Source organism: Streptomyces sp. NPDC051684 (assembly GCF_044453445.1).
Lineage (GTDB): Bacteria > Actinomycetota > Actinomycetes > Streptomycetales > Streptomycetaceae > Streptomyces.
Genome location: NZ_JBITCS010000014.1, coordinates 98,975 through 118,694, shown reverse-complemented (window position 1 = coordinate 118,694; position 19,720 = coordinate 98,975). Strand labels below are relative to the sequence as shown.

At 69.5% G+C, this 19,720-nt stretch carries 24 protein-coding genes; 6 read left to right on the top strand and 18 right to left on the bottom strand.

Annotated features, from left to right (window positions below; translation table 11 throughout):
• Positions 1-65: 65 nt before the first annotated feature.
• A complete protein-coding gene (locus ACIA8D_RS18745; RefSeq protein ID WP_399233429.1) occupies positions 66-818 on the bottom strand; it encodes an MBL fold metallo-hydrolase in 753 nt (250 codons plus the stop codon).
• Positions 819-1,029: 211 nt separating this feature from the next.
• Here ACIA8D_RS18745 and ACIA8D_RS18740 point away from each other — a divergent pair, with 211 nt between their 5' ends.
• Positions 1,030-1,473, top strand: a complete 444-nt coding sequence (locus tag ACIA8D_RS18740) for a type II toxin-antitoxin system PemK/MazF family toxin (protein ID WP_399233428.1) — start codon at positions 1,030-1,032, stop codon at positions 1,471-1,473.
• Between the two features lie 108 nt (positions 1,474-1,581).
• Here ACIA8D_RS18740 and ACIA8D_RS18735 read toward each other — a convergent pair whose 3' ends face one another.
• The 7 genes from ACIA8D_RS18735 to clpS form a co-directional block, all read right to left on the bottom strand.
• A complete protein-coding gene (locus ACIA8D_RS18735) occupies positions 1,582-2,532 on the bottom strand; it encodes a PLP-dependent cysteine synthase family protein (RefSeq protein ID WP_399233426.1) in 951 nt (316 codons plus the stop codon).
• Positions 2,533-2,540: 8 nt separating this feature from the next.
• Positions 2,541-2,819 (bottom strand): MoaD/ThiS family protein, encoded by a 279-nt coding sequence (locus tag ACIA8D_RS18730; RefSeq protein WP_399233424.1) that lies wholly within the window; start codon positions 2,817-2,819, stop codon positions 2,541-2,543.
• Positions 2,820-2,939: 120 nt separating this feature from the next.
• The gene (locus ACIA8D_RS18725; RefSeq protein ID WP_323179532.1) at positions 2,940-3,041 is read right to left on the bottom strand and encodes a putative leader peptide; all 102 of its coding nucleotides are present in this window, start codon (positions 3,039-3,041) and stop codon (positions 2,940-2,942) included.
• A gap of 103 nt (positions 3,042-3,144) precedes the next feature.
• A complete protein-coding gene (locus tag ACIA8D_RS18720; RefSeq protein WP_399233421.1) occupies positions 3,145-3,561 on the bottom strand; it encodes a Mov34/MPN/PAD-1 family protein in 417 nt (138 codons plus the stop codon).
• A gap of 128 nt (positions 3,562-3,689) precedes the next feature.
• Complete coding sequence (locus ACIA8D_RS18715) at positions 3,690-5,126, bottom strand: amino acid permease (protein ID WP_399233419.1); 1,437 nt, start codon at positions 5,124-5,126, stop codon at positions 3,690-3,692.
• Positions 5,127-5,459: 333 nt separating this feature from the next.
• A complete protein-coding gene (locus ACIA8D_RS18710) occupies positions 5,460-6,065 on the bottom strand; it encodes a DUF2017 domain-containing protein (RefSeq protein ID WP_399233416.1) in 606 nt (201 codons plus the stop codon).
• 10 nt (positions 6,066-6,075) lie between these two features.
• Positions 6,076-6,393 carry an ATP-dependent Clp protease adapter ClpS gene (clpS, locus tag ACIA8D_RS18705; protein WP_399233415.1) on the bottom strand — a complete coding sequence of 106 codons (318 nt, stop codon included), beginning with the start codon at positions 6,391-6,393 and terminating at the stop codon, positions 6,076-6,078.
• 80 nt (positions 6,394-6,473) lie between these two features.
• Between clpS and ACIA8D_RS18700 the strand changes: the two genes are divergently transcribed.
• Together ACIA8D_RS18700 and ACIA8D_RS18695 are read left to right on the top strand one after the other, a co-directional pair.
• The gene (locus ACIA8D_RS18700) at positions 6,474-7,802 is read left to right on the top strand and encodes a nicotinate phosphoribosyltransferase (protein ID WP_399233413.1); all 1,329 of its coding nucleotides are present in this window, start codon (positions 6,474-6,476) and stop codon (positions 7,800-7,802) included.
• 93 nt (positions 7,803-7,895) lie between these two features.
• Positions 7,896-8,486, top strand: a complete 591-nt coding sequence (locus ACIA8D_RS18695; RefSeq protein ID WP_399233411.1) for an isochorismatase family protein — start codon at positions 7,896-7,898, stop codon at positions 8,484-8,486.
• Between the two features lie 90 nt (positions 8,487-8,576).
• Here the strand turns inward: ACIA8D_RS18695 and ACIA8D_RS18690 are convergent, their stop codons facing one another.
• Complete coding sequence (locus tag ACIA8D_RS18690; RefSeq protein ID WP_399233408.1) at positions 8,577-8,897, bottom strand: hypothetical protein; 321 nt, start codon at positions 8,895-8,897, stop codon at positions 8,577-8,579.
• Between the two features lie 121 nt (positions 8,898-9,018).
• Complete coding sequence (locus tag ACIA8D_RS18685) at positions 9,019-11,427, bottom strand: immune inhibitor A domain-containing protein (RefSeq protein WP_399233406.1); 2,409 nt, start codon at positions 11,425-11,427, stop codon at positions 9,019-9,021.
• Between the two features lie 314 nt (positions 11,428-11,741).
• Here ACIA8D_RS18685 and ACIA8D_RS18680 point away from each other — a divergent pair, with 314 nt between their 5' ends.
• Entirely contained in the window at positions 11,742-12,038 is a 297-nt protein-coding gene (locus tag ACIA8D_RS18680; protein WP_399233404.1) for a hypothetical protein, read from the top strand.
• A 36-nt stretch (positions 12,039-12,074) separates the two neighbouring features.
• On the opposite strand, the gene ACIA8D_RS18675 is transcribed toward ACIA8D_RS18680, so the two are convergent.
• Complete coding sequence (locus ACIA8D_RS18675) at positions 12,075-12,749, bottom strand: RDD family protein (RefSeq protein ID WP_399233402.1); 675 nt, start codon at positions 12,747-12,749, stop codon at positions 12,075-12,077.
• A 66-nt stretch (positions 12,750-12,815) separates the two neighbouring features.
• Entirely contained in the window at positions 12,816-14,186 is a 1,371-nt protein-coding gene (locus ACIA8D_RS18670) for an RDD family protein (protein ID WP_399233400.1), read from the bottom strand.
• A gap of 232 nt (positions 14,187-14,418) precedes the next feature.
• Here ACIA8D_RS18670 and ACIA8D_RS18665 point away from each other — a divergent pair, with 232 nt between their 5' ends.
• A complete protein-coding gene (locus ACIA8D_RS18665; RefSeq protein WP_399233398.1) occupies positions 14,419-14,898 on the top strand; it encodes an SsgA family sporulation/cell division regulator in 480 nt (159 codons plus the stop codon).
• Positions 14,899-14,920: 22 nt separating this feature from the next.
• On the opposite strand, the gene ACIA8D_RS18660 is transcribed toward ACIA8D_RS18665, so the two are convergent.
• From ACIA8D_RS18660 to hppD, 6 genes are all read right to left on the bottom strand, one after another.
• Positions 14,921-15,115 (bottom strand): hypothetical protein, encoded by a 195-nt coding sequence (locus tag ACIA8D_RS18660; protein WP_399233395.1) that lies wholly within the window; start codon positions 15,113-15,115, stop codon positions 14,921-14,923.
• 162 nt (positions 15,116-15,277) lie between these two features.
• Positions 15,278-16,648 carry an FAD-binding oxidoreductase gene (locus ACIA8D_RS18655; RefSeq protein ID WP_399233393.1) on the bottom strand — a complete coding sequence of 457 codons (1,371 nt, stop codon included), beginning with the start codon at positions 16,646-16,648 and terminating at the stop codon, positions 15,278-15,280.
• Between the two features lie 103 nt (positions 16,649-16,751).
• Positions 16,752-17,339 (bottom strand): nitrile hydratase subunit alpha, encoded by a 588-nt coding sequence (gene nthA, locus ACIA8D_RS18650; protein ID WP_399233392.1) that lies wholly within the window; start codon positions 17,337-17,339, stop codon positions 16,752-16,754.
• Entirely contained in the window at positions 17,329-17,631 is a 303-nt protein-coding gene (locus tag ACIA8D_RS18645; RefSeq protein ID WP_399233390.1) for an SH3-like domain-containing protein, read from the bottom strand. Before ACIA8D_RS18645 ends, nthA begins: the two co-directional genes overlap by 11 nt.
• Positions 17,624-17,908: a hypothetical protein gene (locus ACIA8D_RS18640; RefSeq protein WP_399233389.1), complete on the bottom strand. Its 285-nt coding sequence runs from the start codon at positions 17,906-17,908 to the stop codon at positions 17,624-17,626. The genes ACIA8D_RS18645 and ACIA8D_RS18640 overlap by 8 nt, the downstream gene beginning before the upstream one ends.
• Positions 17,909-17,939: 31 nt before the next feature.
• Positions 17,940-19,085: a 4-hydroxyphenylpyruvate dioxygenase gene (gene hppD, locus ACIA8D_RS18635; RefSeq protein ID WP_399233387.1), complete on the bottom strand. Its 1,146-nt coding sequence runs from the start codon at positions 19,083-19,085 to the stop codon at positions 17,940-17,942.
• Positions 19,086-19,223: 138 nt separating this feature from the next.
• On the opposite strand from hppD, the gene ACIA8D_RS18630 reads away from it, so the two are divergent.
• The gene (locus tag ACIA8D_RS18630; protein WP_399233385.1) at positions 19,224-19,694 is read left to right on the top strand and encodes an Lrp/AsnC family transcriptional regulator; all 471 of its coding nucleotides are present in this window, start codon (positions 19,224-19,226) and stop codon (positions 19,692-19,694) included.
• Positions 19,695-19,720: the final 26 nt, after the last annotated feature.

Here is a 19,720-nt window from a genome sequence, read left to right as displayed (position 1 = left end):
GACGACGAGGGCCCCGGAACCGCTGAAGGTTCCGGGGCCCTCGTCGTTCCCGTACACGTACGGGCTCAGATCGTGTACGTCACCCCCGGCGCGGCCAGCTCCACCGGACCGTCGTACACCGCGCGCGCGTCCGTGAGGTTCACCTGCGGGTCGGTCCACGGCGGGATGTGGGTGAGGACGAGCTTGCGGGTGCGGGAACGCTGCGCCGCCTCCCCCGCCTCCCGGCCGTTGAGGTGCAGCGCCGGGATGTTCTCCTTGCCGTGCGTGAACGCGGCCTCGCACAGGAACAGGTCGCTGTCCTGGGCCAGTTCGTCCAGCGCGGCGCACGGTCCGGTGTCCCCGGAGTACGTCAGCGAGCGCCCGCCGTGCTCGACCCGGATCGCGTACGACTCCACCGGATGGCAGACCTTCTCCATGCGGACGGAGAACGGCCCGATCTCGTACGAACCCGGCTTCACGGTGTGGAAGTCGAAGACCTCGCTGAACGCGGAGGCGGAGGGCGTGTCGGCGTGCGCGGTGGTCAGGCGCTGCTCGGTGCCCTCGGGGCCGTAGACGGGCATGGGGGCGCAACGGCCGCCGTCGTGGCGGTAGTAGCGCACGACGAAGTACGCGCACATGTCGATGCAGTGGTCCGCGTGCAGATGCGAAAGGAAGATCGCGTCGAGGTCGTAGAGACCGACGTGGCGCTGCAGCTCGCCCAGGGCGCCATTGCCCATGTCGAGAAGCAGCCGGTAGCCGTCGGCCTCGACGAGGTAGCTCGAGCAGGCCGAATCCGCGGACGGGAACGACCCCGAGCAGCCGACGACGGTGAGCTTCATAAGAGCCTTCAACCTCCGCGCTGGCGGTCGGAAATGCAGGGTGGAGCCATGGGCGCACGGGCCCGAGGGGGTCAGTCGAGCGTAAGGCGCAAAAGGGCGGGTGGCTCCTCCGTCACGGGCTGTTGTGGGCGAACTCACCTGCGCTGTCACCGGTTCGGAGGGGTTCGGGCCGCGGAAGCACCTCGCGGGTCCCACCGGTACCGTCATGCCTATGGACACGTCCTGGTGGCTCGCGCTCGCTGCCGTCGTACTGCTCGCGCTCGTCGCGACGCTGGTCGACGGATGGGGGCGCGGCACGCGTCACCGCCGCCGCGATCGGCATGCGCCGCGGGGCGGACACGCCCGTGGGCCCGAGCCGGGTGACATCTGGTGGGCGATGGTGCCGTACGAGGACGGGCCCGGCGGCAAGGACCGGCCGTGCCTGGTTCTGTCGGTGCGGCGCGGCGTGGCCACCGTCGCCAAGATCACCAGCCGGTACCACGACGAGCGGCCCGGTGTGATCGCGCTGCCGCCGGGGACGGTGGGCGATGCGCGGGGGCGGGCGAGCTTCCTGGAGACGGACGAGCTCCGCGAGGTCCCTCTCGGGGAGTTTCGGCGGCGGGCCGGGGTGATCGATCCGGGGTTGTGGGATCAGGTTCGGCACCTGGGCCACTGAAAGCCCCTCCGGCGTCGCGGCCTCGGGGCTCTGCCCCGGACCCCGCTCCTCAATCGCCGGAGGGGCTGAGATTGCCGGACCGGCGCAATGCCGGGCCGGACGAAGAAGTCACGCCCACAACTGGCCGTGCAGCACCTCGATCGCCTCTTCGGTCGTCGCGGCCGTGTAGACGCCCGTCGACAGGTACTTCCAGCCACCGTCGGCGACCACGAACACGATGTCGGCGGAATCCCCCGCCTTCACCGCCTTCTTGCCCACGCCGATCGCGGCATGCAGAGCCGCCCCCGTGGAGACGCCCGCGAAGATGCCCTCCTGCTGGAGGAGGTCACGCGTGCGGGTCACCGCGTCGGCCGAGCCGACCGAGAAGCGGGTGGTGAGGACGGAGGCGTCGTACAGCTCCGGAACGAAGCCCTCGTCGAGGTTGCGCAGCCCGTAGACGAGGTCGTCGTAGCGCGGCTCGGCCGCGACGATCTTGACGTCGGGCTTGTGCTCGCGCAGATAGCGACCGACACCCATGAGCGTGCCGGTGGTGCCGAGGCCCGCCACGAAGTGCGTGACGGACGGGAGGTCGGTGAGGATCTCCGGGCCGGTCGTGGCGTAGTGCGCGCCCGCGTTGTCCGGGTTGCCGTACTGGTAGAGCATCACCCAGTCCGGGTGCTGCTCGGCCAGCTCCTTGGCGATCCGGACCGCCGTGTTGGAGCCGCCCGCGGCCGGGGACGGGATGATCTCCGCGCCCCACATGGCGAGCAGGTCACGGCGTTCCTGCGAGGTGTTCTCCGGCATGACGCAGACGATGTTGTAGCCCTTGAGGCGGGCGGCCATCGCGAGCGAGATTCCGGTGTTGCCGGAGGTGGGTTCGAGGATGGTGTCCCCGGCCTTGATCCGGCCTTCCTTCTCGGCCTGTTCGATCATGTGGAGCGCGGGGCGGTCCTTGATCGAGCCGGTCGGGTTGCGGTCCTCCAGCTTCGCCCAGATCCGCACGTCGTCGGAGAGCGAGAGCCGCGGCAGGCGCACCAGAGGGGTGTTGCCCACCGCGGCCAGCGGGCTGTCGTAGCGCATGAGCCGGCTCAGCGCATTCCGCCGGCCACGGCCGGCAGGATCGTGATGCTGTCGCCGTCGGAGAGCTTGGTGCCGATGCCGTCGAGGAAGCGGACGTCCTCGTCGTTCAGGTAGACGTTCACGAAGCGGCGCAGCTGGCCGTTGTCCACGATGCGGTCGGCGATGCCCGCGTGCCGGGTGTCCAGGTCGGCGAAGAGCTCGCTGAGGTTGTCCCCGGCGCCTTCGACGGCCTTCGCGCCGTCGGTGTAGGTGCGGAGGATGGTCGGGATGCGGACCTCGATGGCCATGCTGGGCTCCTGTCGGGAGTCGGAAGTCGTGTGGGTGAGCGCGCCTGGGCGCGGGCGTTTCCGGTCAGGTGCGTGGGTGGCTGGAGCCGCGGGCCCGCGGCGGGTGCCCGGCGGTCCGGCTCAGCGCGGACAGATGGCGCTGGCGAGGCGGCACAGGTCGACGTGCAGCCGCGCAACGAGCAGCATGCCCGGCGTCTTTTCGCTCACGTCGTGGGAAACCATGGGCTCATCGTATCGATTCCCGGTCCGGATCCCGGAATGTGATCTCACCATGCGACCGAAATGCGTCCGGTGGATGAGAAACACGAGGTCAGGGGCGTGCCGCTCAGGCGGTGATCTCGACCTCCTCCTCGGTGATCTCGCCCTCGACGATGCGGTAGGAGCGGAACTGGAAGGGGCCCGCGTCGTCGGCGTCGGCGGTGGAGACGAGGACGTAGTGCGCGTTCGGCTCGTTCGCGTACGTGACGTCGGTGCGCGAGGGGTACGCCTCGGTGGCCGTGTGCGAGTGGTAGATGACGACGGGCTCCTCGTCGCGGTCGTCCATCTCGCGGTAGAGCTTCAGCAGGTCACCCGAGTCGAACTCGTAGAACGTGGGCGAGCGGGCGGCGTTCAGCATCGGGATGAAGCGCTCGGGGCGGCCCTCGCCGACCGGACCCGCGATGACGCCGCAGGCCTCGTCGGGGTGGTCCTTGCGGGCGTGCTCGACGATCTGGTCGACCAGGGTCTGGGAAATCTTCAACATGCGAAAAGAATAAGCAGGGTGCGCAGCACTCCGTTGGGGCGGTGGTGGGAGACGGGCGGGAATAAGCAAGTGGACCCCGCCGTACCGGAGTGCGGTACGAAGGGGCCCACTTGGTGAGACGGGGTGCGTCAGCCGCGCTTCGCGAAGGCGGCGGCCTCCGGGTTGCGCTTCTTCAGGAAGAAGTAGGAGACACCCAGGATCGCGGCCCAGACCGGGGCGGCGTACAGGGAGACGCGCGCATCCGGGTCGATGCCCATCAGGACGATGACCATGAAGATGAACGCGAGCGCGAGGCCGCTGACCCAGACGCCCCACGGGGCGCGGAACTCGGACTTCGGGAGCTCGCCGCGGTCCGACTTGAGTCGGTAGCGGATCTGGCAGATCAGGATGATGATCCAGGCCCACATGCCGGAGATGGTGGCGAAGGAGACGACGTAGTTGAACGCCTCGCCCGGCCACTGGTAGTTGATCCAGACGCCGACCAGCATCATCGCGGCGGAGAACGTGGTGCCGACGACCGGCAGGCCGTTCTTGCTCAGCTTGGTGAAGAAGCTCGGGCCCTGGCCGTTCTGCGCGAGGTCGCGCAGCATGCGGCCGGTGGAGTACATGCCCGAGTTGCAGGAGGACAGCGCGGCGGTCAGCACGACGAAGTTGACGATGGCGGCGCCGACGCCGAGGCCCATCTTGTCGAAGGCGTGCACGAACGGGCTCTCGCCGGCCTTGAAGGAGGTCCACGGCACGACGGAGAGGATCATGATCAGGGCGCCGACGTAGAAGACGGCGATGCGCCACGGCACGGTGTTGATGGCCTTCGGCAGGACCTTCTTGGCGTCCTTGGCCTCGCCCGCGGTGACACCGACGAGCTCGACCGCGAGGAACGCGAACATCACCATCTGCAGGGTCATCAGCGTCGAGCCGATGCCGTTCTCGCCGGCGAAGAAGCCGCCGAGGTCCCACAGGTGCGTGAGGGAGGCCGTGTCACCGGCGTCGGAGAAGCCGATGGTGAGGATGCCGGCGCAGATCAGGATCATGCCGATGATGGCGGTGACCTTGACGGTGGAGAACCAGAACTCCAGCTCACCGAAGAGCTTCACGGAGATCAGGTTGGCGCCGTAGAGGATGACGGTGAAGACGAGTGCGGACACCCATTGCGGGATGTCCCACCAGAACGTCATATAGGTGGCCGCGGCGGTGACCTCGGTCATTCCGGTGATGACCCAGAACAGCCAGTACGTCCAGCCGGTCGCGAAGCCCGCGAAGGGGCCGATGAACTCGCGTGCGTACTCCGAGAAGGAGCCGGACACGGGGCGGTACATGAGGAGCTCGCCGAGCGCCCGCATGATGCAGAAGATGACCACGCCGGCGACCGCGTACGCCAGGATCAGGCTGGGCCCCGCCTTGGAGATGCCCTTGCCCGCACCGAGAAAGAGGCCGGTCCCGATGGCGCCGCCGATGGCGATCATCTGGATCTGCCGGGCCCCGAGGCCTCGTTGATAACCCTCGTCGGTCTCGGCCTGCGCGGCCTCATTGCCGTCGTGCTGCTCGTCGACCTGCACTGAGGTCATGGTGTGCGCCTTTCTCCATGCCGATCCGTGCCGTGCGCGGCTCGGATCGACTGTGACGATCCTTTGGGGTCTGGGCCCCTGGATGGATGGAGCTGGTGCCTACCGGCGGTCGGCCGGTCGGGGCGCCCCCCGACAGGACAGGGGTGGCGTCCCTCGGGTGGTCGTGAAGATTTATCACGGCGTTCATCGGCCTTGGCCGAGGCGCGTGTGGCGCACGCCACCAGAAAAACAGGACAAAACCAATCACCGCTCCGCAAGCTGGGGCAGCGCGGTGACGGGATCGTTATACGGATTTGAGGACCCGCTGAGCGAACAGGCCAACCTGACCGACGGTCAGGCCGTCAGGGTCTCGACGAGGGTCTCCTGGAGCCCGCCGAGCCACAGATACGCCATCACCATCGGCTTGCGCGCGTCGTCGTCCGGCAGCCGGTAGAGGAGGTCCGTGTCCTCCTCGTCGGTGATGTCGAGACGCGTGCCGATCGCGAGGCGCAGATCGTTGAGCGCGCGCATCCACTGGACCGACTCACCCTGCTGCAGCTTGAGGACCGCGCCGCCGTCGCCCGCCGGGCTGAGCGTGTCGAGCGAGCGGATCACCGCGAGGGCGTCCTCGCGCTTGCCGGCCCGCAGGTCGTTCTCGGTGAAGCGGCGGAACTCCGAGGAATGGGCACGCAGTTCGTCGGCGTTCTCGACGCTCTCGCCCTCGGCCCCCGGGCCGCCGTACGCGTCGGGGAAGAGCCGGCGCAGCACCGCGTCGGAGGGCGGTTCGCTCGGCCCCTCGGCGAAGAGTTCCGCGAGCGGGTCGTCGCTCTCCTCGCCGCCGGGGCCCGGCCCGATCAGCTCGAGGAGCTGGACCGCCAGCGAGCGGATGATGGAGATCTCGACGTCGTCGAGGGCGACGGCCGCGCCGCCGCCGGGGATCGGTTCGAAATGTCCTGGCATCGGGATGCTGCTACTTCCGATCCTGTTGAAGCGTGGCCCACAGGCCGTATCCGTGCATCGCCTGCACGTCGCGTTCCATTTCCTCGCGGGAACCGGTGGAGACGACGGCCCGGCCCTTGTGGTGGACGTCCATCATGAGTTTGGTGGCCTTGTCCTTGGAGTACCCGAAGTACGTCTGGAAGACATACGTCACGTAACTCATGAGGTTCACCGGATCATTGTGGACGAGCGTGATCCAAGGGACGTCCGACTCGGGGACGACGGACGCGTCCTCCGTCGTCTCGGGCCTTTCGATCTCAAGGGGTGCTGGAGCCGTCACAGGGCCCATGCTGCCACCACCACCCGCCCCACGCACAAACGGACGCAGAAATCGTCACCCTGACGCTAATCGGGGGTAGCATCCATCCTATGAACACAGCGGACCTGGGCCTGCCGGTGGACGTTCCGTCGACAGCGCTCTTCACCGACCACTATGAGCTGACGATGCTGCAGGCCGCCCTGCGTGCGGGCACCGCCGACCGGCACTCGGTCTTCGAGGTCTTCACCCGCCGCCTGCCCGAGGGCCGCCGCTACGGCGTCGTCGCGGGCACCGGGCGTGTCCTGGACGCCGTCGAGAACTTCCGCTTCGACGCGGCGGTGCTCGACTTCCTGCGCGAGCGCGATGTCGTCGACGAGCCGACCCTCCAGTGGCTCGCGGACTACCGCTTCTCCGGCGACATCTGGGGCTACCCCGAGGGCGAGGTCTACTTCCCCGGCTCCCCCGTGCTGCGCGTCGAGGGCTCCTTCGCCGAGTGCGTGCTCCTGGAGACGGTGATCCTCTCGATCCTCAACCACGACTCGGCGATCGCCGCCGCGGCGTCCCGGATGTCCTCGGCCGCCGGGGACCGGCCGCTGATCGAGATGGGCGCGCGCCGCACGCACGAGCTGGCCGCCGTGGCCGCCTCGCGCGCCGCGTACGTGGGCGGGTTCGCGACGACCTCGGACCTGGCGGCCGGGTTCCGTTACGGGATCCCGACCGTCGGCACCAGCGCGCACGCCTTCACGCTGATCCACGACACCGAGCGGGACGCCTTCCGGGCCCAGGTCGACTCCCTGGGCAAGGGGACGACGCTGCTCGTGGACACGTACGACGTACAGGAGGCGGTCGCGACGGCCGTCGAGATCGCGGGGCCCGAGCTGGGCGCCGTCCGGATCGACTCCGGCGACCTGCTGCTGGTCGCGCACCGGGTGCGGCAGCAGCTGGACGAGCTGGGCGCCACCAACACCAAGATCGTCGTCACCTCCGACCTCGACGAGTACGCCATCGCCTCGCTCGCGGCCTCGCCCGTGGACGCGTACGGGGTGGGTACGCAGCTGGTGACCGGGTCCGGGCACCCCACCTGCTCGATGGTCTACAAGTTGGTCGCGCGCGCCGAGTCCGCCGACCCGAAGGCGCCGCTCGTGCCCGTGGCGAAGAAGTCGGCGGGCGGAAAGACGTCCATCGGCGGCCGCAAGTGGGCCGCGCGCCGGCCCGACGCGGGCGGGGTCGCGGAGGCCGAGGTCGTCGGCACGGGGGCCGTCCCGGCGGAGCTTGCCGACCGGCAGCTCCTCGTCGAGCTGGTCAAGGGCGGCGAGGTGGTGGCCCGTGAGCCGCTCGACGCGGTGCGCGAGCGGCACATCGCGGCGCGCGACCTGCTGCCGCTCTCGGCGACGCAGCTGTCGCGGGGCGAGCCGGTGATTCCGACCGAGTACGTCTGAGGCTCACGGCCCTCCCGAGGGCGGCCCATGCCCTCTCCCGCAACGCACTTGAAGCTTCTACGCTCGTAGTCTCCAAGCAGAAGGACAGCAATCATGCGTCGCGCCCTGATCGTCGTGGATGTGCAGAACGACTTCTGCGAGGGCGGCAGCCTCGCGGTGGCCGGGGGTGCCGATGTCGCTGCCGCGATCACCGATCTCGTCGGGCAGGCCGGGGGCGGCTGCTATCAGCACGTCGTCGCCACGCGTGACCATCACATCGATCCCGGTGAGCACTTCTCGGAGGCGCCGGACTTCGTGCACAGCTGGCCGCGGCACTGCGTCGCGGGGACCGAGGGGGTGGGGTTCCATCCGAACTTCGCCCCCGCGGTCGCCTCCGGCGCGATCGACGCGGTGTTCGACAAGGGGGCGTACTCGGCCGCGTACAGCGGGTTCGAGGGGGCGGACGAGAACGGCGTGCCGCTGGCGGAGTGGCTGCGGGCGCGGGAGGTGTCCGAGGTGGATGTGGTCGGTATCGCCACGGATCACTGCGTTCGGGCCACCGGGCTTGATGCGGTGCGGAGCGGGTTTCGGACGAAGGTGCTGCTTGACCTTACGGCCGGGGTGTCCGCGGCCACTACCGAGGCGGCGCTGGATGAGCTGCGCTCGGCTGGGGTCGAGCTGTCGGGTAAGCCCGTCGTGGCTTGACGTCGCGGGGCTCTGCCCCGGACCCCGCTCCTCAATCGCCGGAGAGGCTTGATTTGTCCGGACTCTTGCTCGATCGCCCGACGAGAGTGGTCATGACGGGACCGCAGCGTTGCGCAGAAGCGCGCGTATCGGGTGCCACAGCTCGCCCGATCTCGCGTTCGGGGCCGTGCGCCAGATGAGGCCGTCCGGGTGGTGGAGGACCGCGGTTATCTCGTCCGGGGTCGGCGGCTGGGCGTTGCCCCGGAGGTAGACCGCGCGCAGGCCCAGGTTGCGCAGGCGGGTCAGGGCCCGGGGTCGGTTCGCGGCGTGCACCAGGACCCGTACGGCGCCGTCGGCGGAGCCGGGCGCGGGCAGGGTCAGAGCGACGACCACGGTGCCTCCCGGCAGCTTGCAGAACCCTCCTGCGGACATGACTGTCACACCCCCGTGAGACGTAGTGTCAATAAGGAACTCACAGGACGCACCTAAGCACGACCGGCCGCGACCCCGCTAGAGGGTCGCGGCCGATCCGCTTTTGACCTGCGGTTTTGCCTTACTTCTTGGCCGAGGGGCCCACCTTGACCGTCATCGAGGAGCCGTCGCGCGGCTGCTTCACGATGCTGATCTTGGTGTTGGTGTCAGTTGTGCGCACGCTGCCCGTGGGGTTCTCCGCGTACCAGTACGTGCCCTTGTGATCGTCGAAGACCGGGACACCGGACTGCGCCGGGATCTTCGTTTCGACGCCCAGCTTGTGGAGCGTCATGCCGGGGACCCGGTAGCGGCCGAAGGCGGCGTCGTACGGCGTGATCTTGTTGGTGATCAGCTTGCCGTCGGACCACTTCAGCGGCTTCGCGTGCGCGTCGACCGGGAGGATCAGCCCCTTGCCGGGGTGCTGGCCGACGTTGTTGTTGCGCTGCGAGGTGTCCCACTGCCAGATCATGAGGCCGGGGCGGTACGCGTAGTGCTCGACCCAGTTCTGCTTGGCCCCGCCGTCGCGCCAGCCGAAGTTGTACGGGCCCACCCGAAGGGTCTTGTCGTACGACACGTACTGGCGGTTCTCCGCGAGGTAGAACTGCGGGTAGTCGCCGGAGATGGAGGCGCCGACGCGGGAGAAGCCGCGCGTGGTCCAACCGGCCTGCTCCGTCTCGGCGTTGTCGGAGAACAGCGTCGCGCCGTCCGCCTTGACCGTGAAGTTGTCGAAGGCGAAGCCCATTTGGGCCACGCCGCCGTCGGTCTTGTAGCGGAAGCGGACGTCGATCTTCTGCCCGGCGTACTCGTCCAGCGGGTAACTCAGGTGCTGGAACGTGCCGTTGGTGCCCGTGAGCGCCGGCTTGTCGCCGCCGTCGCGCGGGATCGGCTGGCCGTCGGCCGTGCCGTCGACGGTCTTCCAGCTCGCGCCGCCGTCGGTGGACACCTGCGTGTACAGGTAGTCGTAGTCCTTCTCGATGTCGTACCAGCCGTCGAGTTCGAGGGCCGCCGACGTCTTGCCGGTCAGGTCGACCGTGCGCGAGAGCGTGTTGTCGAGGTCGTCACCGTAGTCCGACCACCACTGCTTCGTGCCCTCCGCGGGCTGCACGATGTCGGTGGTGACGTTCTTCTTCGGCAGTTCGACGACGAGCGCCTGCTTGAGCTTGGTGTTGTACTCCGAGACACCGAGCTTGTGCGTCGACTTGGTGGCGGCCTTCGCCTTGTCGTAATTGAGCCAGCCGAGCTGGAGCTTGTCCCAGGCCGTCATGTCGCCCGGCATGTCGCCGATGGCGTCCTTGCCGGTGCCGAGCCAGGAACCCGCCGACATCAGCGACCAGAAGCCGACCGAGTTCTCGCCGGTGTACGTCGTGTCGTACAGGTCGGGCAGGCCCAGGTCGTGGCCGTACTCGTGGGCGAAGACGCCGAGGCCGCCGTTCTCCGGCTGCATCGTGTAGTCGCCGACCCAGATGCCGGTGTCGCCGATGGGGGTGCCGCCCGCCTTGAAGCCGGCCGGGCCCGTGTCGCCGTCGTCCCGGCTGAAGGCGTAACCGCGGTGCGCCCAGAGGGAATCGCCACCCTGCGCGCCGCCGCCCGCCGAGCCGTCCTCGCCCGCGTGCACGATCTGGAAGTGGTCGATGTAGCCGTCGGGCTCGTTGAAGTTGCCGTCGTTGTCGTGGTCCGTGCGGTCCCACTGGTCGTACTGGGCCATGTCGGCCTTGATGTCGGCGTCCGACTTGCCGGCCGCCTTCTGCTGCGCGACCCAGGCGTTGACGCCGTCGCGGACCAGGTCCTCGACGTTCGGGCAGTTGTCGGCGCCGCAGTAGTTGGAGCCGTAACGGGCCTCGTTCCACTCGACCTTGACCCAGTCGGAGACCTCGCCCTCGACCGAGTAGCGACCCGATGAGGTCTTCTCGTAATAGGTCTTGAGGGAGTCGGCACCCTTGCCGGAGGCGGTCTTGCCGGACCCGAAGTAGAGGTCCTTGTAGTGCTGGGAGTTGTAGTCCTTCTGCCAGGCCGTGCTGTTGTCCTTCGCACGGTCCGGCTCGGCTATCTGGTTGTGCAGCGGGCCGGGCGTGCCGCCGTACTTGGGCTTCAGCTCGTCCGTGTCGTCGTCCGCGCGGTCCACCAGGGTGGTGTTGTCGACCTTGTCGCCGAACTCGGCCAAGATCGTGAAGATCTTGTCCGTGCGCTCGCGGCCCAGCTCGACGTACTTGCCCTTGGACAGCTCCACGACCTTGGAGCCGTGCTTCTCCTGGACCTTCGACGTGCCCTGGAGGACCTGCTGCAGCGCGGCCTGCCGCTGCTTCTCCTGCTGCTTGCTGAACGGGCCGTCGAAGACGTGCCCCTTGCCCCCGTACGTCTTTCCGGACGTCGAGCTCGTCGTGGCCGGGGTGTCGGCCTGGGCGGTCGTCGCCGCGAGCGAGCCCGTGGCCGCGGTGGCGGCGAGCGTCGCGAGCACGGCGACAGATCTCAACGCCCGTCTCTTGATGGTCACTTGAGTGGTCCCCTCCTCCGTGGCACGCACACCACGCGTCACAAGTGACGCTATTTGAGCGGAAGTAGAGGAGAAATAACAGACCTTGACTGAGACCTTCACATTGCACTATGCAGAGCGGCCGGTTCGGAATGCGGACGCGTCGTGCGCGATGTCCCCACGAGCAACGGGCGCGTCCTGCCGTCCATGTGGTGGACCTGGTGACTCCGTGCGCCCCCCATGCTCCGGCAGCAATGCTTAGGGCATGCTTACCGGGTGCTCTGCTCGGGCACAGGTCCGAATAGTCCCCCGATGTCACGAGGACGGATCTCACCATGCCTCGCCCGACTGTCGCTCAGCTCGCCTACGGATCGGCCACCGTCGTCTGCTCCACCATCGCCATGGTTCTGCTGTCCCAGACGAGTTCGGGCCCCGGCATCCCGGTCATCGCCGTCTCGGCGCTCATCCTGGGTCTGTTCGTCGCGATGTCGGTGCCGACCCGCAAGCGGGACTCCGCCTCAGGGGCCGCCGCCGCGGAGGAGCGGGTGCCGGCCCAGCGCCTCAGCACCACGGTGCCCTCGCCCTCGGCCCCGGCCGAGTCCTCGCGCGCACACGAACCGGCGGGCCCGTGAGACACGGACCCGCCGGTTCGTCGCTGACGGTTGCCCTCAGGCGGTGCTGACCACCACGGTCTTCGCCGCCTTGTCGTGCAGACCCTGTTTGTAGGGCTTGTCGAAGAAGCTCCAGCCGCCGCAGATCGCCGTCCAGATGCAGGCGCAGCAGAACACCGCCGGCACCCACAGGACGACCGCGCGCAGCAGGTTGGTCTGCATGGTGGGCGTCGCGCCGTCGCTCAGGTTGGCGACGCGCAGCTTCAGCCACTTCTTGCCGAGCGTCTGGCCGGTCTTGGCCATCATGATCGTGTCGTAGCCGACGTAGAGAATGGCTCCGATCAGCGACTGGGCGACCCGCTTCCCGGCGCTCATGTCGTCGGTGTCGATGTCGTACTGGCCGACCCCGAAGAGCCACGACAGCAGGCCCACGACGATCGCGATGAGGATGATGTCGATGATCCGCGCGAGGACGCGCTTGCCGCTGTCGGCCAGCGGCGGCATCCCCGCGAGCGGGTCGGCGGCGCCGTAGCCACCACCGTAGGGATCACCGCCGTACGGGGGCGGGGTGCCGCCGCCGTTCGGGGGCGGTGGTGGTGGGGGCGCAGAGTCGTAGGGGTTCTGGGGGTTGTCGTACGGCGAGCCGCCGCCCTGGTCACTGGGCGGCGGCTTACGGAACGGGTCGTCGTCCGGCGGCTGGCCGGACCCGGAGGGCGGCGGTTCGGTGCTCATGGCCCGAGTGGAACGCGATCCCGGGCGCGCTGCACGTGGCGGGCCGCCGTCCGGATGACCCGGCGGTCAGTCCGCCGCGACGAACGTGCCCGCCGCCTTGTCGTGCAGGCACTGGCGCCACGGGCGGTCGAAGGCCCCCCACAGGACGCCGAGGACGCCCACCAGGAAGACGACCGGCACGCTGTAGACGACCCAGCGCTTCAGGGCCGAGACGAACGTCGGGGCGTCGTGCTCGTCCATGTCACGGACCGTCAGGCCGAGCAGCTTCTTGCCGAGGGTGTGACCCCACTTCGACGTCGGCAGCGCCTCGTAGAGCGTGCCGACCACGAGCAGCACCGCGAGGATGATGCCGAGGTACGTGCCGGTGGTGCCGTCGAGCAGCCAGACCGTGACCTGGTGACCGGAGGCCTTCGCCTCGTCGATCTTGCCGTTGATGTGGTCGGCGGCCTTGGTGCCGAGCGGCACGGCGACGGTCGCGGTGACCCCGCCGACGATCACCGAGTCGATGAGCCGGGCCGCGAACCGCTTGCCGAGCCCTGCCGGGCGGGCCGCGGCGGCGGCCTGGGCGGCGGCGAGGAACGGGTCGGTGGAGACCGGCTTGAACGGCGTCACCGGACCGTTCGGCTCCGCCGCGGGTGCGGGCGCCTGGGCCTGGCCCGATCCCTGCCCCGCCAGTTGGTGCACCTGCTGCGGCCAGGACGGGGAGCCGCCGCCGGGGCCCTGCGTCATGGGGCTCTGCAGGTGCGCCTGCGCCTGGGATGGCTGCTGCTGTTGTGGCTGCTGCGGCTGCTGGTGCGGGACGTTCGGCTGGGCCGGAGCGGCCGGGGCCTGCGGGGCGGGCTGCGGATTGAGGCCCGCGCGGGACTGCGCCTGGGCCTGGGCCGGCGTGCCGGTCCCGGCCTGGCCGTCCTGCTTCGGCAGCGCCCTGAACGCCATCGTGCCGTCGGTGGGGGCCGGCTTCCCGGCTCCCGGCTGCTGCATGGCGCGGAGCTTGACCGTGCCGTCCGTGCGCGCCGGCGGCGCGGACTGCTCGGGGTGCTGCGCGTTCGGGTCCGAGCCCCAGGACACCCGGGGGGCCTGCTCGGCGCCGAAGCCCGTCTGCCGGGCGGCGTTGGCCCCCCAGGCGGACGCGGGCTCGGGCGCCGCGGGCGCGCCGTGCTCCGGAGGACCCATCTCCGTACGCACGGAGGGCTCCTCGTCGAGGAAGACGGGTCCGGTCTCCTCCGCGGGAGGCGGTTCGGAGACCGAGGTGGGGGCGGGGGCTGCGCCCGCTCCGGGCGGGGCCGGAAGGGACTCTCCGTCGGAGGGGGCGGGGCGACTGGTGCCCGGCACCCACGCGGCCCCGTTCCAGTACCGGACATATCCGGGAATGGACGGATCGGGGTAGTAGCCTTCGCGGGGCCTGTCGTCGCCAGGGGCCGGGGTTGGGGCACTCATGTCCGTCGTCCCGTATCTGCTCGGGGGTCTTGTTGTGGGGTCCACATCTATCAGACCCTCGCGTCCGCCCGTGCCGCTCCGCCGTTACGGACCACTTTCCGGGGAACGTGGGCCCCCTGCCGGAACTCCGGAAAACAACTTCGCCGAACTCGCGTAATGCTCCCGCCAGATCGCGCTCTCACCTTCCAACGGGCCCGCTCCGGACCCGTACGACGGAGAGGAAACGCACGACATGAACACCGTGGTGGAACGCGAACTGGAACTGAAGCTCGTGCTCTCGCCGGAGCGGAGCATCCCCGTCCCGGCCCGGCTGACCTACCGGATCTCCGACCCCTACGCCGTCCACATCACGTTCCACATCGGCTCGAACCACCCGGTCAACTGGACGTTCGCCCGCGAGCTGCTCGTGGAGGGCGTGTTCCGTCCTTGCGGGCACGGGGACGTTCGGGTGTGGCCGACGAAGGTGGACGGGCGCAGCGTGGTCCTGGTGGCGCTGACCTCGCCGGACGGGGACGCGCTCCTGGAGGCGCCGGCCGCGCAGGTCTCGGCCTGGCTGGAGCGGACGCTGCGAGCGGTGCCGCCGGGCACGGAGGCCGATCAGCTCGGCATCGACGACGCCCTGGCCGAGCTGCTGGCCCCGACCCCGGCCGCCGACGACCTGTACCTGTGCGACCCGTGGCCGGGGGACGAGTCGTCCTCCGAGGACCTGTGAGGGACCTGGCACGGGGGCAGGGTCACTCGGAAGGCGTGCCCGGGTCCGACGTACCGGTGAGCGTGGTGCCCGCCGGGGCGGGGCCCTGGTCCGCGAACGCGGTGCCGACGGCGAGGCCGACGGAGGACAGCGCGAGGGCGCCGACCAGTACGGCGGCGGTCGTCCTGCGGCGGCGGGCGGACTTGTCGTGGTGGCGGTCTGCGGTGCTGGCGCTCATCGGCGGGACCTCTTCGGGCTGCGGGATGCCGGCCGGCGCCCTGACGGCCGACCGTGCGACCCCTTCAGGATCCCGCCGGACGACACCCGGCCACATGAGGCTTTCGTCCTTTATGTCGACGATACGTGAGCGGGGCGGCACGCCCCGCGACGTTCCCCGCGATCAGAACAGCTTGCCGGGGTTGAGCAGGCCCAGCGGGTCGAAGGCCACCTTCACCGCCTGCTGCATCTCGACGCCGACCGGGCCGAGTTCGCGGGCGAGCCACTCCTTCTTCAGCACGCCGACGCCGTGTTCGCCGGTGATGGTGCCGCCCAGTTCGAGGCCGAGCGCCATGATCTCGTCGAAGGACTCGCGGGCGCGGCGACCCTCGTCGGCGTCCTGCGCGTCGAAGCAGACGGTCGGGTGCGTGTTGCCGTCGCCCGCGTGCGCGCACACCCCGATGGTGAGGTCGTACTTCTCGGCGATCCGCTCGACGCCTTCGAGCAGTTCACCCAGCTTGGAGCGGGGCACGCACACGTCGTCGATCATCGTGGTGCCCTTGACCGCTTCGAGTGCGGTGAGCGACAGGCGCCGCGCCTGGAGCAGCATCTCCGACTCGGCGGCGTCCTCGGCGGGCACGACCTGGGTGGCGCCCGCGGCCTCGCACAGCGCGCCGACGGCCTCCAGGTCCGTCACCGGGTCCGGGGTGTCGAAGGCGGCGAGCAGCAGCGCCTCCGTGGTCTCCGGCAGGCCCATGTTCGCCATGTCGTTGACGGCCTTCACCGTCGTACGGTCCATGAGTTCGAGCAGGGACGGGACGTGCCCGCCCTCCATGATCCGGCAGACCGCGTCGCAGGCGGCCTCCGCAGAGGCGAACTCGGCCGCGAGCACGAGCTGTTGGGGCGGCTGCGGCTTCAGCGCGAGCGTCGCCTTCACGACGATACCGAGGCTGCCCTCGGAGCCGACGAAGAGCCGCGTCAGGTCGTAGCCGGCGACGCCCTTCGCGGTGCGCCTGCCCGTCTGGAGCAGCCGGCCGTCGGCGAGGACGACGTCGAGCCCGAGCACGTACTCCGCCGTCACCCCGTACTTCACACAGCACAGGCCGCCCGAGGCCGTGCCGATGTTGCCGCCGATGGTGCACATCTCCCAGCTGGAGGGGTCCGGCGGGTAGTAGAGCCCGTACTCGTTGACCGCGCGGGAGAGTGTGGCGTTGATGACGCCCGGTTCGACGACGGCGATCCGGTCGACCGGGTTGATCTCCAGGACGCGGTCCATCTTGACGAGCGAGAGGACGATGCAGCCCTCGCTCGCGTTGGCCCCGCCGGACAGGCCCGTGCGGGCGCCCTGCGGGACGACCGGGACGCGCAGCGCGGTCGCCGTGCGCATCACGTGCTGGACCTCTTCGACGGTGCGCGGCAGGACGACGACGGCCGGGGTGCCGGCGTCGCAGAAGCTGGCCATGTCGTGGGCGTACGAGGCGGTGACGTCGGCGTCGACGATGATCGCTTCCGCGGGCAGGCCCGTGCGGAGCTCTTCCATGAGGGTGCGGCTCATGATCACACCTTTGCACTCCGTTGGGGCCGTGTGAACCCCCTGCCTGCGCCCCGGAGCTCTGCCCCGGACCCCGCGCCCCAATCGCCGGCGGGGCTTGGATTGATCACACGAGAGCCGTACCGATCAGGCCGTTGCGGGTGACCAGGGAAGCCAACTCCAACTCGCTGAGGCCCTCCGTCCCCACGGGGCGCCTCGGGAGGACCATGTAGCGGGTTTCCGCACTGGAGTCCCAGACGGTGATCTTGACGTCGGCCGGGACTGTGACCCCGAACTCGCCCAGCACAGCGCGTGGTTCGCGAACCACGCGCGAGCGGTACGCCTCGCTCTTGTACCAGCCGGGCGAGGGACCGAGGAGTCGCAGCGGGTAGCAGGAGCAGAGCGTGCACACGATCATGTTGTGCACGTCCTCCGTGTTCTCGGCGACCCGCAGCCGCTGGGGCTGAACTCCCCCGCTGGAGAAACCGAGTTCGGCGACGGCCGCCGAACCGTCCGCCATGAGCCGCTCCTTGAACGCCGGGTCGGTCCAGGCGCGGGCCACGACCTTCGCGCCGTTGACCGGCGAGGCGCCCGCGAGGAAGCCGTCGATGACCTCGTCGACGGTCTCGCCGCCGACGATGCCCTTGGCCTCCAACAGGCTCTCCAGGGCCCGCACTTGGCGGGAGATCGCCGCGTCGTCGTGGTCACCGGACATCGGCGTCGGCCTCCTCGGAAGGCTCCAGATAGCTCTCGGACAGGTCGAGGACGACGTCGTGCTCGCCCTCGCCCCACAGCTCGCGCGCCGCGAACCGCACCGCGTAGATCATCTCGACGGGGGCGTCCTCGCGGCCCTGCGCGCGGGCGTCGGCCAGCGGCGCCCGGCCCTCGGGCTCGACGACGACGCCGAGCTTGCCGCGGGCGTAGCGCGGCAGGCGGGTGTGGTGCGGCGGGTCGTGCCGGTACGTGCGGACCGTGTCGCCGGGCGCGTACCGGAGTCGCTCAGACATGGTCGAGCGCTCCTTCCTCGAGCACGCCCTTGCGTTCGAGGAGCGTCCGGATCGCGTGGAACCAGCGCTCGTAGTACGAGGCCGCGAGGTACTCCTGGGGCGGCATCGTCTCGATGGCGTCCCGGAACTCGTCGAGGTTGAAGACCTTCTGGACGAGCAGCGCGCGCTGGAGCGCGAAGACCCGCGCCTCCCAGTCCGCGTGGAAGGGTTCGGCGTCATCGGTGGTGTCGATGGCGCCGAACCCTGTCGTTCCGCCTACGTCGTTCATCCTGGCCATGGGGCCAGACTAGGGCCGCTTCGCGTGAGAGCTACAGGTTTCCGCGCTTCTCCTGCTCACGCTCGATCGCCTCGAAGAGGGCCTTGAAGTTGCCCTTGCCGAAGCCCATGGAGCCGTGCCGCTCGATCATCTCGAAGAAGACGGTCGGCTTGTCCTGGACCGGCTTGGTGAAGATCTGCAGCAGGTAGCCGTCCTCGTCGCGGTCGACGAGGATCTTCTGCTCGCGCAGCGTCTCGACGGGCACGCGGGTCTCGCCCGCCCACTCGCCGAGGGTGTCGTAGTACGAGTCCGGGGTGTCGAGGAACTGGACGCCCGCGGCGCGCATGGCCTTCACCGACGCGACGATGTCGTTCGTGGCGAGCGCGATGTGCTGGACGCCCGCGCCGCCGTAGAACTCCAGGTACTCGTCGATCTGCGACTTCTTCTTCGCGACGGCCGGCTCGTTGATCGGGAACTTCACCTTGAGGGTGCCGTCCGCGACGACCTTCGACATCAGCGCGCTGTACTCGGTCGCGATGTCGTCGCCCACGAACTCCTTCATGTTCGTGAAGCCCATGACCTTGTTGTAGAACGCGACCCACTCGTTCATCTTGCCGAGTTCGACGTTGCCGACGCAGTGGTCGATGGCCTGGAAGGTGCGCTTGGCCGGGGGCTCGACGATCGGGTCCGCGGCGGCGAAGCCGGGCAGGTAGGGGCCCTCGTAGCCGGAGCGCTCGACCAGCGTGTGGCGGGTCTTGCCGTACGTGGCGATGGCGGCGCGCACGACGGTGCCGTGCTCGTCCTTCGTCTCGTACGGCTCGATGAGGCCGCGGGCGCCGTGCTCGACGGCGTACGCGTACGCGGCGCGGGCGTCCGGGACCTCGATGGCGAGGTCGACGACGCCGTCGCCGTGCGCCGCGACGTGCGATTCGAGGAAGCTGCCCCACTCCGTGGAGGCCTTGATGACGGAGGTGAAGACGAAGCGGGCCGAGCCGTTGGTGAGGACGTAGGAGGCCGTCTCGCGGCTGCCGTTCTCCGGTCCGGAGTAGGCGACGAGCTTCATGCCGAAGGCGGTCGAGTAGTAGTGCGCGGCCTGCTTGGCGTTGCCCACGGCGAAGACGACCGCGTCCATCCCCTTGACCGGGAAGGGGTCGGCCTGCCGTGCGGTGTCGGGGGTGTGGTGTGTGGTCTGCGTCATACCGTGAGGTTCCCGCCGCTCCGCAAGGTGCGCAATAGTTTGCGTTTTCGCTGGGCAATCTGACCAGTGCTGGGCCCGTTTGTGCGGGCTGCTTGTACAGGGTGACCACCCGGCGACGGGACGGCGACGGAGGCGTACATGGCGATCGACGATCTGGACGGGCGGCTCATCGTGCTGCTCGCGCGCGAACCGCGGATCGGGGTGCTCGAGATGTCCCGCCGGCTCGGCGTCGCGCGCGGCACCGTGCAGGCCCGCCTCGACCGGCTTACCTCGAACGGAGTCATCCGCGGCTTCGGCCCCCAGGTGGACCCGGCGGCGCTCGGCTACCCGGTCACCGCGTTCGCGACGCTGGAGATCAGGCAGGGGCAAGGCGCCGATGTCAGGGCACATTTGGCCACCGTCCCCGAGGTCCTCGAACTGCACACCACGACCGGCGGCGGCGACATGCTGTGCCGCCTCGTGGCCCGTTCGAACGCCGACCTTCAACGTGTGATCGACCGAGTTGTCGGCTTTGATGGCATCGTCCGGGCTTCCACGGCGATTGTCATGGAAAATCCTGTTCCACTGCGGATCATCCCGCTCGTGGAGCAGGCGTCAGGAGATTCCTGACGGCTATCCGAGCACCGCCCGGGAGT

Excerpts from the sequence above, each read along its gene's own strand:
- ACIA8D_RS18675 (WP_399233402.1), bottom strand. The coding sequence starts at position 12,749 with ATGAGCACCGAACCGCCGCCCTCCGGGTCCGGCCAGCCGCCGGACGAC.
- ACIA8D_RS18655 (WP_399233393.1), bottom strand. The coding sequence starts at position 16,648 with ATGAGCCGCACCCTCATGGAAGAGCTCCGCACGGGCCTGCCCGCGGAA.
- ACIA8D_RS18645 (WP_399233390.1), bottom strand. The coding sequence starts at position 17,631 with ATGTCTGAGCGACTCCGGTACGCGCCCGGCGACACGGTCCGCACGTAC.
- ACIA8D_RS18630 (WP_399233385.1), top strand. The coding sequence starts at position 19,224 with ATGGCGATCGACGATCTGGACGGGCGGCTCATCGTGCTGCTCGCGCGC.
- ACIA8D_RS18740 (WP_399233428.1), top strand. The coding sequence starts at position 1,030 with ATGGACACGTCCTGGTGGCTCGCGCTCGCTGCCGTCGTACTGCTCGCG.
- ACIA8D_RS18670 (WP_399233400.1), bottom strand. The coding sequence starts at position 14,186 with ATGAGTGCCCCAACCCCGGCCCCTGGCGACGACAGGCCCCGCGAAGGC.
- ACIA8D_RS18700 (WP_399233413.1), top strand. The coding sequence starts at position 6,474 with ATGAACACAGCGGACCTGGGCCTGCCGGTGGACGTTCCGTCGACAGCG.
- ACIA8D_RS18640 (WP_399233389.1), bottom strand. The coding sequence starts at position 17,908 with ATGGCCAGGATGAACGACGTAGGCGGAACGACAGGGTTCGGCGCCATC.
- ACIA8D_RS18680 (WP_399233404.1), top strand. The coding sequence starts at position 11,742 with ATGCCTCGCCCGACTGTCGCTCAGCTCGCCTACGGATCGGCCACCGTC.
- clpS (WP_399233415.1), bottom strand. The coding sequence starts at position 6,393 with ATGGGCCCTGTGACGGCTCCAGCACCCCTTGAGATCGAAAGGCCCGAG.
- ACIA8D_RS18715 (WP_399233419.1), bottom strand. The coding sequence starts at position 5,126 with ATGACCTCAGTGCAGGTCGACGAGCAGCACGACGGCAATGAGGCCGCG.
- ACIA8D_RS18725 (WP_323179532.1), bottom strand. The coding sequence starts at position 3,041 with ATGGTTTCCCACGACGTGAGCGAAAAGACGCCGGGCATGCTGCTCGTT.
- ACIA8D_RS18690 (WP_399233408.1), bottom strand. The coding sequence starts at position 8,897 with ATGTCCGCAGGAGGGTTCTGCAAGCTGCCGGGAGGCACCGTGGTCGTC.
- ACIA8D_RS18710 (WP_399233416.1), bottom strand. The coding sequence starts at position 6,065 with ATGCCAGGACATTTCGAACCGATCCCCGGCGGCGGCGCGGCCGTCGCC.
- ACIA8D_RS18665 (WP_399233398.1), top strand. The coding sequence starts at position 14,419 with ATGAACACCGTGGTGGAACGCGAACTGGAACTGAAGCTCGTGCTCTCG.
- ACIA8D_RS18730 (WP_399233424.1), bottom strand. The coding sequence starts at position 2,819 with ATGGCCATCGAGGTCCGCATCCCGACCATCCTCCGCACCTACACCGAC.
- ACIA8D_RS18695 (WP_399233411.1), top strand. The coding sequence starts at position 7,896 with ATGCGTCGCGCCCTGATCGTCGTGGATGTGCAGAACGACTTCTGCGAG.
- hppD (WP_399233387.1), bottom strand. The coding sequence starts at position 19,085 with ATGACGCAGACCACACACCACACCCCCGACACCGCACGGCAGGCCGAC.
- ACIA8D_RS18660 (WP_399233395.1), bottom strand. The coding sequence starts at position 15,115 with ATGAGCGCCAGCACCGCAGACCGCCACCACGACAAGTCCGCCCGCCGC.
- ACIA8D_RS18720 (WP_399233421.1), bottom strand. The coding sequence starts at position 3,561 with ATGTTGAAGATTTCCCAGACCCTGGTCGACCAGATCGTCGAGCACGCC.
- ACIA8D_RS18735 (WP_399233426.1), bottom strand. The coding sequence starts at position 2,532 with ATGCGCTACGACAGCCCGCTGGCCGCGGTGGGCAACACCCCTCTGGTG.
- nthA (WP_399233392.1), bottom strand. The coding sequence starts at position 17,339 with ATGTCCGGTGACCACGACGACGCGGCGATCTCCCGCCAAGTGCGGGCC.
- ACIA8D_RS18745 (WP_399233429.1), bottom strand. The coding sequence starts at position 818 with ATGAAGCTCACCGTCGTCGGCTGCTCGGGGTCGTTCCCGTCCGCGGAT.